Here is a 13,040-nt window from a genome sequence, read left to right on the forward strand (position 1 = left end):
GGGGCAGGTCACCACGAACTGGAAACAGGCCCTCGCCCAACTCGCGATCGCCTACCCCGACCGGATCAACCCCTACCTCTAACCCACCCGGAGACCGAACTCCTTACACAAACAACTTGACAAGCTCTCCACTGGGAAGGGTTCAACCTCGCCGAGGCAGCCGCCATCCTCGGTATCAACCCCTCGACCGCCCGGAGCCGCCACGCCGCAGCGAAGGAAGAACTCCGAACCCTGCTGACCAGCACACACGACGCCACCACCAGAGCCTGAACGCAACCGCCAAGCAGCCGGGACTCGACCTCGACATGCCAACGTATGCCTGATCCAAATAAGCCCGTGTCAGCCAAGCGGATCACCCTCGAATCGGCGCGTCTGGCATCTGGAAATGAAGTCACCACATCCGCACATGCCGCGCCGAGGGTGGTTGGCGGGAGACTGGGAGGATGGATTCATGGTGCCGGGGTGCGACAGTGCGGATTCACCGCCGGGGGCAAACGCCGACGCCAGGATCGTGTTGGCCCGGTTGCTCGAGCTCGGCGTGCGTGAGGTTGACGGTCCGCAGATCTTGTCAGCATGTACACGCTGCGGAAGGGCCGGGTGTTGCTGGTCGCCAGCTTCCGCACCGGCGACGTCGGCCGATCCAGCCCTCTGCGGCCCTTCCTGGTGGAGCTCGACCGCTCCCGCAACGTGGTCCGCATCGAGCTTGGCCCCCTGACTCCGACCGAGGCCTTCGAGCAGATCCGCGCGATGCTGAGCGAGCTCGACGACCGTACGAGCGAGGTCACCGAATACATACTGCAGCAGCAAGAGGCGCTCGGCGAAGAGCTCGTCGACTATCTCGTCGATGTCAGCGGTGACGACGCGGTCGACATCATCCGATCGCTGCGCCTGATGAGTATGACGATCCTCGCCGATGAGCACGGCGGCGCCGATCCCTTCGCCGTACTCGAATACGGTCTCGACACCGGAGACATCGACGACGTTCTGCTGGTGAACCTCGCCTCCGACGGTTCGGTGCAGTCGGTCAGCAGCGCCGACTGACCGGGATCTGCTCGTAGCACGCGAGGGAGCGGACGCCGATGCCTCCGGGCGCTTCGGCGGCATCGAGCAGCCGCATCGCCTCGGGATCGCGTGCCCCCTGGAGCGCCTGGAGAAGATAGTCGCGCACGGCAGCGCTCTGCGCGGAGGAGAGCCGACCGCGCTCCCGCAGTGAGCCGTCGAGGTCGAAGGCGGCCAGCAGCATCCCGTGCTCTCGCTCGGCTCCCGCCGCGATCGAGGGCTGGAAGTAGGGCAGCTCCAGGGCGAGCGCGTCGAATCGCTCGTAGAATCGCAGGCGCGCGGAAGGATCGCCGTGGAGGGGATGCGGCGCATGGGCATCGGGGCGGTCGAGCTCGGCGAGGACGACGTTGACCGCGGGGTCGGCGACCCAGCGGTCAAGCACGGCCCGCAGCAGCAGAGAGCCGATGCTGCGGCCGCGCACCGCGGGCGCGGCCGCGAGGTACTGCAGCAGCACCACCGAGCCGCCCTGCTCGCTCACGGCCGCACCGAGCATGCGCCCCTCCTCATCGCGGGCGAGCAGCGCCTCGGCCTCGTGGGGGAACTGGGCGAGGAAGTCTTTCTCGGTCAGCAGTTCGCCGGGGCGGAAGGAGGGGGTCAGGAGCGTGCGGTGCACCTCGCGGAGGATCTCGGGGTCGCTCGCGGCCTCGATCGCGATCACGGGGCGTCCTCGCGCCCAGGTCGTCGCCGGGATCGCCGGGAGCGTTCGCGTCGCCGTCCTCGCTGCAGCGAGGGCAGCAGCATCGTCGCGCCGAGCACGACCGTGAGCGCCAGGATCGCCCAGAGGAACCACCAGGTGATGTCGCCGCGCAGGTCGAAGCCCGCCTGCGCCACTTGCACGAGACCCGAGAGGCCGACCACGGCGAGGATCACGCCGAGCACCTGGGCCATCCGCTCGGTCCGGCGCTCTCTTGCCGCCTGCCGGCTTTCTTGCAGGCTCGCGATGCGCCGGTGGCATACCTCCAGCAGCGGCTGCAGCCGCGTGCCCAGAACATCCCGCACGGCGCGCTCGAAGCCGTCGCGCAGCAGATCGTATCGATTGGAGCGCAGGACGGTGCTGAGATCGATGCGCAGCGCGGGGGAGGCCACGATCGTCGGCGACTCGATGAAGAGCATGATCGCCTGCTTCGACTGTACGAAGGACTGCAGCGTCAGTTCGGCCCGCTCGGTCATCCGCACGAGATCGCCGATCCGTTCCACGGCCTCCTCCTGTGCGCGGTGGTCGTCGGCTTCGATCGCGGCATCGGCGATGCGCAGCTGATCGTCGACGCGCTCGAGAAGGCCTGCGATCCTCTCGGCGTGCGTGCGCACTGTGCTCTGCCAGGCCTGATACATGCCGTGCATGCTGTGCGCGAACTCCAGGAAGTCCTCGATCTCGCTGACGGCGTAGTCGGGGGAGCGGAAGCTCGTCAGGAGCGAGACGTTGGCGTTCGCACTGAGCAGACCGTCGTTGAGGTGGAGGAGGTCGAAGTGCTCGACCGCGCCGAGCTCGTACATCGTCCAGTCCGCGACGCCCGAGGCTCCGCCGGGTAGCGGATGCAGCAGAGGCTGCGCGCCCCAGAGCTCCACGAGCTCACGTGCGGAGGTGAGCGGCGTGCACTCGCCGCCGAGATCGCGGGAGGCGGCCTCGACGGTGACGATGACACCGAAGGAGCCGGCGCGGGCGGAGATCGCATCGGCATCCGGGATCCCGCGGGACTCGTGGAGCACCTCGCGCAGATCATCGAGGATGTCGGAGACCACATCGGCGAGGCGGCTAATGGTCGTATGGGGAGCGGATGCGGGGCGCAGGTGCAGCATTCCGGGGATCTCGGACAGGTCGCCGAAGACCGGGGTGGCCAGGTTTATCGCCTGGGCGACTTCGTAAGCCGCAGCCCCGTCGAGGTCGATCGTGAAGACGACCGCGTGGTTGCCGAGCTCGGAGAACTGCACGCGGCCGTGGATGACCTGCAAAACCTCGCGGCCGTCTTCGTGAGCCGCGCCTTCAAGGAGCAGATCCTCCAAGTGCAGGATCGAGCCGCGATAGCCGCGGCCCAGACTGTCCGAGCCCTGCCAGGCATCGCTCAGCGTCAACGAGCGCAGTACCTTGTCGATGCGGAGGGCACCGAGTCCGCCGCCCTCCTCCCGGCGCCGGTCGAGCCCTTCACGCAGCGCCACGAGGTCTTCGTTGCCCTCTCGTCCGTGCGGGTGCAGGATGCCGAAGCCGTAGACGATCCGCACGCGGCCCTCGTCGATATGGAGCCAGGGGCGGTCGGCGGCCTCGTTGACCGCGGCGAGAGAGGCGCGATGGCCTCTCAGCTCGCTCGCGTCGACCGCGCGGAAGTCTGCGGAGGCGATGTCGGCGTCGATCTGCAGCAGGGCTGCGGACTCGTCGGTGCTCTCGCGCTCGAGCAGGGCAAGGGTCGACTGCGCGATCCGATGCACGGTCGTGTAGTAGCAGTGCTCGGACCGCGCCTCGGCCAGGAGGGTCTCGCGTCCAGGTTGCGGAGGAAGCTTCTCTGCTGCGGTGACGATGTCGGCGTAGTCGCTGGCCGCGTCCTGGCCGAGGGCGACCACGGCGTGCAGTCTGCCGGTCAGCAGCGCGGCCTCGACGTCGAACTCGCGCTCCATCGCGTCGAGCATGCGCCAAGCGAGCGTCGCGACGGGATCCTGCTCGCTCTCCCGCGCCGTGGCGACGGCCCGGCGCACGGCCGTGCGGATCAGCGTGTGATCCCAGCTGAGCGCCCAGGCCTCGTTGACGAGGTTGCGCAGGTAGAGGGCCAGGACGAGGCTTGCGAAGGGGATGCACTCCGCCGATCGCACGGCGGCGGGCAGGAACTCCGCGAGCAGATTCGCCGGATCGTCGTCCTTCCTCTCGTCGTCGCTGGCGATGGCCTGCCACCAGTCGAGCGTGAGAATGCGGGCTATCGTCTGCTGCTGTGCGGCGCTGAGGGCGCCCGAGACCCCTTCTGCCCGTTGGGCTGCGAAGGCCGCCGAGAGCCAGGAGCGGGCCGTGTCGGCGTCTGCGTCCGCCAGGGCAAAGGCCTCCGTGGGCGGCGCAGGCGCCTCCGCCGTGTTCTCCATGACCCTCCGTTCGCGTGCGCATGGACGCGCTGACTCCGATTCTGCCGGATCGGCGCCGACGCGGCTACGATCGCGGCTACACGGCCTGGGCGAAGCCGAGGTCGGCGCCCTCGGCGATGTGGGCGAGGTGCTCGGGGATCTCGCGGCCCTTCGAGACCATCGACTGCGCCCAGAGGCGCCCGGCGCGGTACGAGGAGCGCACGAGAGGGCCTGCGAGCACGCCGAGGAAGCCGATGCGCTCGGCCTCTTCCTTGAAGCCGACGAACTACACGACGAGGTAGCCGAGCTCGTGGAGCGCAGCGACGGCATTCCGTTCTTCATCGAGGAGCTGCTGGCTCTCGGCAGCAATCTGCGCGACGTGCCGTGGATCGATCGCAGCGACGCGGTGGCCGTTGTTTACGTGGACCTACGGCAGCCGGATCGGTTGTATGGGCTGCGCCGGTCCTTCCCGCCCCATTGTCGGGATGACGATCCAGGGTCGACCGGCGAGGAGATGTGGATGACGATGGTCGAGCCGATCGGTGGCGCGAGCGTGGTGTGGAGCAACGGCGTGCTTTGGCACGGACATGTCCAGGGCGTCAGCTGGCTTCAAGAGGGTCATGACGAGAATTAGTGCAGCTGTCGACGCACGCTTCTGCCGCCGATCGAGCGGACGTTTCGCACGTTTGCTTGTCCAGCGTCGCTCCGCCTTGAGAAGTCTGATTCGGTCAGGTTCGCGCGATCGTGATCCTGGGCCTGAGTCGGCGGGTCTTCGGCGTCGAGTTGGTGGGCCTGCGATTGATGCTGCGTCTACGCCGTGGCGATAAGTGTCGCGATTCCGAGCGCGATGACCGCGACCACCAACACAATGATGATCAGCCAACGCAGGCGCTGGGTTCGCGTGGCCAGCGTCTCTCCAGCGGTGGAGCCGGGGGTGGGTGGCCTGTCGTGCTCGGAGAGTTCAGGCGGGATCTCGCCGACGACGGTCACGGGAGCGTCGCCGGCTGGGTCAACCCAGGTCCGGGCGGGATCGGGAAGTGGAGCGTTGATCCACCGCCCGGTGATCGGGTCGAACCGCTCTTCCGCGGGCGGCAGTACGCGTTCCATGGGCCCAGTCTGACAGCGGGCCAGCCCTCTCGGACCCTTGCAGCTGGGAACACCCCGCCCGTCGGAGTGGATCCATGCCGCGAAACCAGATCGGGCTCAGGAGCCAAACGACCCGATGTCTGCCGAAACCGCTTCCCACGCGGTGAGGCTCGGACCTGAGGATCTGAGTGCGCTCATGGCCCGACGGAGGGCTGCACCGCCAAGTACGCCAACCACCCAGTGACAGCGACCAGCGAAACCAGACCTGGGGCCACCGTGGGCCACAGTCGCTTGGCGCCGTGATCCCGAAGCCAGGCGAGCACGGGCAGCAGGGTGATGATCGCGCCGATGCCCACGGCGATCCCCGTCCCGAGGGCTGCGACGCTGAACTCTTGTCCGACGGTAGACATCGCGAGGAGGAACGCTGTGAGAACAATGAGCACCAGCCCCCACAGCCCGACCAATGCCACCAGGATCACCTGCCAACCTGGGCGGCGGGCTTGATGCATGACTGCACGCTATCGCAGGTCCCCCTGGCAGACTCACGCACAGAACTGAACGAAAGGGGGTTACAATATTTCTTCATACAGGAAGAACTTGTTTTCAGTTGCATCATATAAGCAGAGAAGGATCCCTCCAAACTTAGCCACTTGTCGTTTGTACACTTCGCGGGGCGGAATAGCAATGCCATTCTTAGGATCAAATTGGTTAGTGACATTTTCTATTAAGGCTACTTGTGCTTCAGTGAGCCCTTCGCGATCCATGTCGCCATAGTCGAAAAACGTTCCATTCAGCGAAATGTCTGCTTGTACTTCATATATCGTCAACCGGTAACCGTCTCCATGGAAGCTGGATTCCTCGTAGTGTTCGACCTCTCGCAACCCTTCGGGAACGGAAATGCCCCAGTTAGCCTGCAAACCTTTCTCCGTGGAAAAGATCGCGTTACCAACGAAATACACAACGATCCCAGCTAGGATTAGCAAAACCGGGATAAGGAGAAGCACCAGACGCCAGCGGCGTAGCCGCTGAATGGGCTTGTCGTAGCCATTATCTGTAAGTGAGATTTCTCTATCCCCTCGTGTCTGTCACAACTTTTGGCAACCTAGCACGCTTCGATGAGCCGTGGGATGATTTTCAAACAGTATCACAAATCCGGTAAGAAGGGCGGATCAGCGGAGACCCCCGTCGTGCCTTCTGCCGCTCCAGTGCAATCAACGATCCACAACACTGACCGCTACCGGACACCCACGCCTTCACCGATCGGTGGCTTGAGGCGAAGGGCTCCCTGCTGACCATGTTGGCGCCAAGTCTCTCCGTCCCGGCGGAGCCCGGAAACCTTGACATAGAGATCGCACGGATAGGTGTCACGGACGCCGCGCTGGTCGGGTGTCCCAGCGGTGGCTGGTCCAAGCGACGCGGATGAGTCTGCGTGTGATGATGATGGCCCCGGCCAAGGCGATGAACGCCTCAATGACTTTGGTGTGTCTCTCGGTACAGACCAGGAGTTTCTTGAAGCCGCGGTTGTGCCACGAGTTGGTGCGCTCCACGACCCACCGGGCTCCGGCCTGTAGCGGTGTGCCCTTCTTACGGATCACCGATCCGCATCCCAGCTCATCGAGTAACTCTCGTGTGATTTTGGAGTCGTAGCCGGCATCAAGGTGCACCGTGATCTTTTCGGGTAGGTCGATGCCGAAGCGTCCCAGTTTTTCCAGTGTGGGGCGCAACAGTGGTGAGTCGTGCCGGTTTGCTGGCGCCACCACGCATCCCACAGGGATGCCCCAGCCGTCGGTCAGCAGGGAGCGTTTGGTGCCTTGTTTCCCGCGGTCCACGGGTGACTTGCCGGCGGCTTCGCCGCCGCAGGGCGCTTTCACGATGCACCCGTCCACGCTCAGATTGTGGAGATCGAGGCCGACGATACGGTCGTAGGCTTCTAAACACAGATGCTCCAACGCGGTGAACACCCCGGCTGCGATCCATTCATCGCGGCGGTGGCGCAGGGTGGTGGCGGAACATGTGGTGTCGGCGATTTTGGCGTAGGCGACACCGAAGACCAGCACCTGGATGAGTTTGTCGAAGATGATTCGGTCGCTGATCCGAGGCCGGTGCCAGCCCAAAGGATGCGTCACCAGTTTGTCAGGAAGAAGGGCTATGAACTGGTGCCAGACCGGTTCAATGATGGATGATGGGACAGCAGGCACAAGCACCCTTGGGGAAGACGGAGCATAGATTCCCTCGTTTTCTACTGGAACTTGTGCCTGCCCCATGTCATGACACGCCGCGCCTATCCGCGCGATCTCATAGTCACACCCAAAGCCACACGCCGACCATGCGACGGCGCACGGCACAGGGCATAGGTGCGAAACGGGGGCAACACGAGAGGTAAGCGCGCAGGGCAGCGGAGCGCTTTTCCAATCGTTGACGGTTTTCAAGTATTTGGTCTACCAGACGAACATTCAAGAGACGTAGCGAGCCGACCTTCGCACGCGGTGCGCCTCGACACTTTGCTCGATGTGGGGCCAGCTTAGATTGTCAAAGTGGGCACCACTTGGGTTGACATAGCCAGGATCGCTGCCTTGGAGTCGGACAAGGCCCAGACCGTTGAGCGGGGCGCAGACGTAGAGCACGTAGGTTCTGCCGCGTCGCTCGGTCTCTACCCACCCAAGAATCTCGGAAACGTCGGCTCCAGTGACCTCGAGTTCCTCTGCCGCACCGTTGGCATCGTGGAAGTAGACGCGGTAGCGGGGATGGGTCACCTCCCACGTCTGGTCCCGGGGATCAACAGAGCTCACGAGCATGAACACAGCCTGCCGGACTCGAAGTCCCAGTGCTGCCCGCGTGCTCCCCAGACACTCCGATCTGCCGCATTGGGTGCTCGCCGGTGGCGACGGCGCTGCCTCCATGACCCGCACGTCTCTTGATCCTTTGATCAGGGTCAGCTCCTCCAGCACTGCAGGTTCACCGGAGGGCCTGACCCCCAAGGCCTCTAGGGTTCTGTCATGGAGTCGCGGTCGAGATCGATAGTTGCCGAGCAAGCCAAGACGGTGGTTCAGTAGTAGATCATCTTCTGGACTGCGATGTAGTCGGCTGGCCGGCCGTCTGCGGCCAGCTGGGCGAGGTACTCGTGTTCGGTGGGGCGGGTGTAGGTGGACGCGGCTCAGGATCTGGGCGACATCTGTGTAGCTGAGGGACTGTTCCCCGGACAGGGTGTAGGCCTTGCGGTCGTGTCCGGGTTCGGTGAGCACGGTCGCGGCGACGGCGCCGATGTCGCGGGCGTCGATGAATGCGGTGTGGGATCTGCCGGCCGGGACCCGGATCTCGCTGTGGCGGGCGATGTCGTCGGCGTAGGTGCTTGACAGGTTCTGCATGAAGAAGTTGGGCCGCAGCATCGTGTACGGCGCCCGGGTCGCCCGCAGGTAGGCCTCGACCTGGTGGTGGGGGGTGTTGCGGTTGAACTGGACCCCTTGCAGGGACAGGAACACCACCTGCCGCATCCCGAGATCCTGCGCAGCGTCGATGACGGGGATCAGGAACCGGGCCACGTCGGCGATCTGCGGGGGCCGCATCAGGAACAGCCGGTCCGCGCCGCATGACGCGCCGCAGCTGCTCGGGTGGGGAGCCGAAGTCGAACAGTCGCGCCTCCACGCCGTCGGGGAGCCGGGCCGCTGCCCGGCCGGAGCGGACCCCGGCGATCACCCGCTCGCCTCTGCCGGCCAGCTGCGCGGCGACGGCGGCTCCGACGGTGCCGGTGGCGCCGGTGACGAACACCCCCGTCATCGGGTGGCCTGGGTGGTGCGGGCCAGCAGCCCGGTCAGGGTCGCGAGCTCGGCATCGCTGAGGGCGGCGAACCGCGGAGACAACTCGTCGATGATCGCCTGCTCGAACCCTGCCACCTGCTGCTGGGCGGTGGGTTCCAGGACCAGCAGCCGGCGCCGGCCGTCGACGGTGTCGCGGTCCTGCCGGACCAGGCCCAGCTCGACCAGTCCGGCGACGAGCTGGGTGACGGCCCCTGCGGTGACCCCGAGCCGGCCGGCGATCGCTCCGGGGGTGGCCGGGGACGGGCTGTGGGCGATGTAGAACAGCACCTCCAGCTGGGCCCGGCTCAGGTTCAGTTCCCCGAAGGGGATCATCCGATGCGAGTCCATGACCCTGGTCCACATCACGATCGCCTCGATCGCGCCACCGATCAGCGTGTCCCGGCCGCTCATCAGTGGCTCACGACCGGCATGCCCTGGATGAACCGCTGATCGTCGAGTTGGGCGACGATGAAGTCGGCCAGGTCATCGCGCGAGATTCTGGTGCTGGCATCCACCCCGACCCGGTACCGGCCCAGGCCGGGGTCGTCGGTCAGGCGCGGTCCCCGCACCACCGTCCAGTCCACCCCGGAGCCCTGCAGCACCCTCAGGTGGCCCTCGGCATCGGCCAACACATGCCCCGCCAGCAACCGCAACAGCCCACGGATGATCCGATCCGGAAGTTTGGGCCGGTCCTGCTCGGCGCGGAGCCCGCCACCGGACAAGGTGATCAACCGCGCCACGCCGTGGCGGTGCATCGCCTCAACGATCAGCCTGGTCCCGTCGGTCTGCAACGTGAGCGGGGAACCCTTCACCTGCCCGACCACACTGATCACGGCCTGCGACCCGGCGACCGTCTCCCCCACCGCGGCCGAGTCGAGCACGTCACCGACCACCACCACAACCCCGTCGACCGATGGGAGCCGGGCAGGGTCCCGCACCAACACCCGCACCTGGTGACCCGTAGCCACCAGCCTGGTCAACACCCTGCGACCCGTGCCACCGGTGGCACCGAACAACGCAACAACACTCACACATGAACTTTAGACGCTAAAGCAAGCAAAGTGCGCGCCAAGGATCGCTGCGGCACCAACGCCGAGCAAGGCTCGTTTCGTTTTCGTCATCTCCTTTCGTTACGTTGCGTTACGTAGCGTTATGGTATGGTGACGTTATGACGATTGAGACTGTGCAGCGGGTGTGTCGGTTCCCGGGGTGTGAGCGGCCGGCGGTGTCGTCTTCGGAGGGTGTGGGGCGTCCGTCGGAGTACTGCGATGATCGGCAGCACACTCGGGCGGCTGCGTGGCGGGCTCGGCAGAAGCTGGCCGAGGGGCCTCGCCCGGTGGAGGCGTTTCCGGTGGATGCGGCGCGGCAGCGGGCGAGCATGATCACTGGTCAGGTCACCGGGATGATCGAGCACCTCGGTCAGCAGCTCACTGTTCTGGTCGAAGAGCTGCGCACCGTCGGTGACCCGGAAGCGGTGGAGGCGCAGCTGGAGGCGGTGTCGAGTGAGGCGGCCGAGCAGGTGGCCACAGCCAACGCGCGCGCGACCCGGGCCGAGCAGGGTCAGCGTCGAGCGGAGGCCGAGAAGGCTGAGGCGGACGCCGCCGCCACGGAGGCCACCGCCGCCGTCGAGGAACTGACAGCGGCCCTGGCCCAGGCCCGCCAAGACCTGCACGACTCGACGCTGGCACGAGAGACGCTCGTCGCGGAGCTCGCCGCCGTGCAGCAGGTCATGGCCGAGGCGCAGGCCCACGCCGATGAGGTGCAGACGCAGCTGCGCGACGACTTGACCGTCGCCCGATCCGAGCTCGCCGACACAGTCATGCAACGCGACGAGGCCCAGGCCCGCGGAGAGAAAATCCAGCATGCTCTTGCCGCGGCGCAGTCCCGCGCTGAGACGGCCGTTGCCGAGACCGAAGCCCTACGCGTGAAGGTCGGGGAGCTCCAGGGGGCTGCCGCGGTCCTCACGGCCGAGCGTGACGCGGCCCGCGTGGAGACGCAACGCGAACGCGTCCATGCTGACCAGCGGGTGGCGGACCTCCAGGCGGCCTTCGACGCCCAACTCCACCAACGCCAGGCCGAGATCACCCAGGCACGCGAGGAGCTGCACGTCTACCAGGAGCGGGCCATCCGCGCCGAGGCGCTGGGCCCGGCGCCCAAACGCCGCACCTGACCCCTCCTGGGTTGAGTGACCCGGGATCTCCCCCGAAGGCCGAGGTCCCGCTTGGCCTCTATCTGGGTGGCGTGTGCCGGGGCGCCGTCGACCGGGTGTGGCCCATCGGATGATGCTGGGTCGTGTGCAGGGTGGTGCTGCTGGTCGGCGCGGCTGTGGTTCGTTGTCGGAGGTTGGTTTCGAGGGCGCGGTGGATGGCCTCGGGAGGAAGGCCTTTGAGGCGTGTGGAGAGGTGATCGAGGTCGGCGCCGAGGTGAGCCAGCCGGGTCAGGTGGCCGCGGGTGGTGTCGCGGTCGGGGTCGGTGAGGAGGGCGGGGTTGGTGGCGTGTGCCCAGGTGTCGAACCGTTCCTGATCACGGTCGACGGCGTCGTCGGGGCTGGTGAGGGCGGTTTGGTGGGTGAGTTGTTCGTTGATGGCGGTGTAGCGCTGTCGGGCGGTGTCGAGGTCGTCTTGGTGGGGGAAGGGTTGCCCGTGGAGGGCGGTGGCGTGCGCGTGGCGGGTGTGGTGTTCGGCTAGGGATTCTTCGTGGCCGGCGATGAGGGCGGGCAGGGCTCGGCTGATCAGGTTCTCGAGTTTGGTGAGGGTGCCTTTCTGCGGGTTACCGAGGTCCGCGTGCGGGATCGTGACGGTGGGGGTGTCGCCAGCGGCGGTGAGGGTGAAGGCGATGTTGCCGTTGCCGAGTGCGGTCATCTGGATCTGGTGGCCACCGAGCTCGGCGACAGGGCCGAGGTCGATGTGCTGGTCGGGTCGGAGATTCAGCAGGGCGAACATGGCGTGCAGCTCGTCGGCGGCGTCGCCTCGTTTGGTGTAGCGCTGACCGTTGAGGGTGACGTGGAACGCGTCACCAGCTGTCGGCACGCTGAGTGCGGCGGCGGCGTGAAGTTCGGGGAGCCGGCCGGTGAGGTGCTCGATGGTGTGCTGGCTGCTGCTGATGGTGTGGCGGAGCGCGATCTGGGTGTGCGTGTGGGCTTCGGCGAGGCGGGTGAGGCGGGCGAGGTCGTGTTGGGCTTCGGCGTGTTGGAGGAGGAGGGGGTTACCGGAGGCGATGGCTTTGAATTCGGCGAAGCTGAGGGTGGCTTCGGAGACGTCTTCGATGTCGCGGGCGCCGCCGAGGGTGCCGCGCATGATTTGGTCGATGAATCTGCCTTTCCGTTCGAGGGTTTGCCACATGTAGGTGTCGAAGGAGCCTTCGGTGATGACCTGGGTGATTTGGACGGTGGTGTTCTGGTTGCCTTGGCGGATGGCTCGGCCTTCGCGTTGGGTGACGTCGGCGGGTCGCCAGGGGGCGTCGAGGTGCATGACGTGGAGGGCGCGGTCTTGGACGTTGGTGCCGGTGCCCATTTTCGCGGTGGAGCCGATCAGCACGGCGATCTTCCCGGCGCGGGCGTCGGCGAACAGGCGGGCTTTGGCCTGGTCGGTGGTCGCGTCGTGGATGAACCGCACCGATCCGGGTGGGAGTCCGTTGGCGTGGAGCTGGTCGCGGAGCTCGTGGTAGATGTTCCACTGGTCGCTGGGGGTCGACAGGTCACAAAACACGATCTGCAACCCGCCCAGGATCGGCGACGGCTGGCCGGTGGCCGGATCCAGATACACCTGGTTCTTGGTGGTGTGCCAGATGCGGGTGAGTTCGGCGGCGGCGATGTCGACTTTGCCGGGTTCGTGGAGGAGGGGGTGCTGGTCGGGGTCGGTGACCAGGCGCATGTCGAGGGCGGCGAGGCGGCCGTCGTTGCCGATTTTGAGCATGTTGTCGTCGCGGGGGTCGACCTGTCGGCCGGCGATCAGGTCGACGCGGTCGGCCAGCTCGTCGATGTAGCCGGCCAACGCCGCGGATTTCGCGACGGTGAGCAGTTGTGGGAGGGGGGTGCCGTCGTGGCGGGGGGTGATGGTGGGG

General features: G+C 66.3%; 12 protein-coding genes and 1 pseudogene. 2 read left to right on the forward strand and 11 right to left on the reverse strand.

The genetic code is table 11. From position 1 onward, the window contains the following. The first annotated feature begins 600 nt into the window (after window positions 1–600). On the forward strand, window positions 601–1,041 hold the full coding sequence (locus tag H5398_RS16575; protein WP_220489647.1) for a DUF2004 domain-containing protein: 441 nt from the start codon (window positions 601–603) through the stop codon (window positions 1,039–1,041). Here the strand turns inward: H5398_RS16575 and H5398_RS16580 are convergent. From H5398_RS16580 to H5398_RS16625, 10 genes and pseudogenes are all read right to left on the reverse strand, one after another. Continuing rightward, window positions 1,025–1,717: a GNAT family N-acetyltransferase gene (locus H5398_RS16580; protein WP_182800851.1), complete on the reverse strand. Its 693-nt coding sequence runs from the start codon at window positions 1,715–1,717 to the stop codon at window positions 1,025–1,027. The genes H5398_RS16575 and H5398_RS16580 overlap by 17 nt on opposite strands. After that, window positions 1,714–4,119: a hypothetical protein gene (locus H5398_RS16585; RefSeq protein ID WP_182800852.1), complete on the reverse strand. Its 2,406-nt coding sequence runs from the start codon at window positions 4,117–4,119 to the stop codon at window positions 1,714–1,716. Before H5398_RS16585 ends, H5398_RS16580 begins: the two co-directional genes overlap by 4 nt. A 76-nt stretch (window positions 4,120–4,195) precedes the next feature. Further along, window positions 4,196–4,384 (reverse strand): annotated as a pseudogene (locus tag H5398_RS17990) (hypothetical protein); the annotation flags it as partial. 524 nt (window positions 4,385–4,908) lie between these two features. Further along, window positions 4,909–5,205 (reverse strand): hypothetical protein, encoded by a 297-nt coding sequence (locus H5398_RS16595; protein WP_182800854.1) that lies wholly within the window; start codon window positions 5,203–5,205, stop codon window positions 4,909–4,911. A 173-nt stretch (window positions 5,206–5,378) separates the two neighbouring features. Next, on the reverse strand, window positions 5,379–5,693 hold the full coding sequence (locus tag H5398_RS16600; protein ID WP_182800855.1) for a hypothetical protein: 315 nt from the start codon (window positions 5,691–5,693) through the stop codon (window positions 5,379–5,381). A gap of 60 nt (window positions 5,694–5,753) precedes the next feature. After that, window positions 5,754–6,188, reverse strand: coding sequence for a hypothetical protein (locus H5398_RS16605; RefSeq protein WP_182800856.1), 435 nt, complete (start codon window positions 6,186–6,188; stop codon window positions 5,754–5,756). A gap of 360 nt (window positions 6,189–6,548) precedes the next feature. Next, entirely contained in the window at window positions 6,549–7,382 is an 834-nt protein-coding gene (locus tag H5398_RS16610) for an IS5 family transposase (RefSeq protein WP_182800857.1), read from the reverse strand. A 255-nt stretch (window positions 7,383–7,637) separates the two neighbouring features. Continuing rightward, the gene (locus H5398_RS16615; protein ID WP_182800858.1) at window positions 7,638–8,747 is read right to left on the reverse strand and encodes an NmrA family NAD(P)-binding protein; all 1,110 of its coding nucleotides are present in this window, start codon (window positions 8,745–8,747) and stop codon (window positions 7,638–7,640) included. Between the two features lie 207 nt (window positions 8,748–8,954). After that, window positions 8,955–9,389, reverse strand: a complete 435-nt coding sequence (locus H5398_RS16620; RefSeq protein WP_182800859.1) for a MarR family winged helix-turn-helix transcriptional regulator — start codon at window positions 9,387–9,389, stop codon at window positions 8,955–8,957. Continuing rightward, entirely contained in the window at window positions 9,389–10,009 is a 621-nt protein-coding gene (locus H5398_RS16625; RefSeq protein ID WP_182800860.1) for an NAD(P)H-binding protein, read from the reverse strand. Before H5398_RS16625 ends, H5398_RS16620 begins: the two co-directional genes overlap by 1 nt. Before the next feature lie 347 nt (window positions 10,010–10,356). Between H5398_RS16625 and H5398_RS16630 the strand changes: the two genes are divergently transcribed. Further along, entirely contained in the window at window positions 10,357–11,148 is a 792-nt protein-coding gene (locus H5398_RS16630) for a hypothetical protein (RefSeq protein WP_220489651.1), read from the forward strand. Between the two features lie 58 nt (window positions 11,149–11,206). Here H5398_RS16630 and H5398_RS16635 read toward each other — a convergent pair. Beyond that, window positions 11,207–13,040 (reverse strand): helicase C-terminal domain-containing protein (locus H5398_RS16635; RefSeq protein ID WP_220489653.1); only part of this gene is annotated, 1,834 nt, incomplete at its 5' end.

It is taken from the genome of Tessaracoccus sp. MC1679, assembly GCF_014164775.1.
Taxonomy (GTDB): Bacteria; Actinomycetota; Actinomycetes; order Propionibacteriales; family Propionibacteriaceae; genus Arachnia.

Excerpts from the sequence above, each read along its gene's own strand:
- H5398_RS16585 (WP_182800852.1), bottom strand. The coding sequence starts at position 4,119 with ATGGAGAACACGGCGGAGGCGCCTGCGCCGCCCACGGAGGCCTTTGCC.
- H5398_RS16595 (WP_182800854.1), bottom strand. The coding sequence starts at position 5,205 with ATGGAACGCGTACTGCCGCCCGCGGAAGAGCGGTTCGACCCGATCACC.
- H5398_RS16600 (WP_182800855.1), bottom strand. The coding sequence starts at position 5,693 with ATGCATCAAGCCCGCCGCCCAGGTTGGCAGGTGATCCTGGTGGCATTG.
- H5398_RS16615 (WP_182800858.1), bottom strand. The coding sequence starts at position 8,747 with ATGCGGCCCCCGCAGATCGCCGACGTGGCCCGGTTCCTGATCCCCGTC.
- H5398_RS16620 (WP_182800859.1), bottom strand. The coding sequence starts at position 9,389 with ATGAGCGGCCGGGACACGCTGATCGGTGGCGCGATCGAGGCGATCGTG.
- H5398_RS16630 (WP_220489651.1), top strand. The coding sequence starts at position 10,357 with ATGATCACTGGTCAGGTCACCGGGATGATCGAGCACCTCGGTCAGCAG.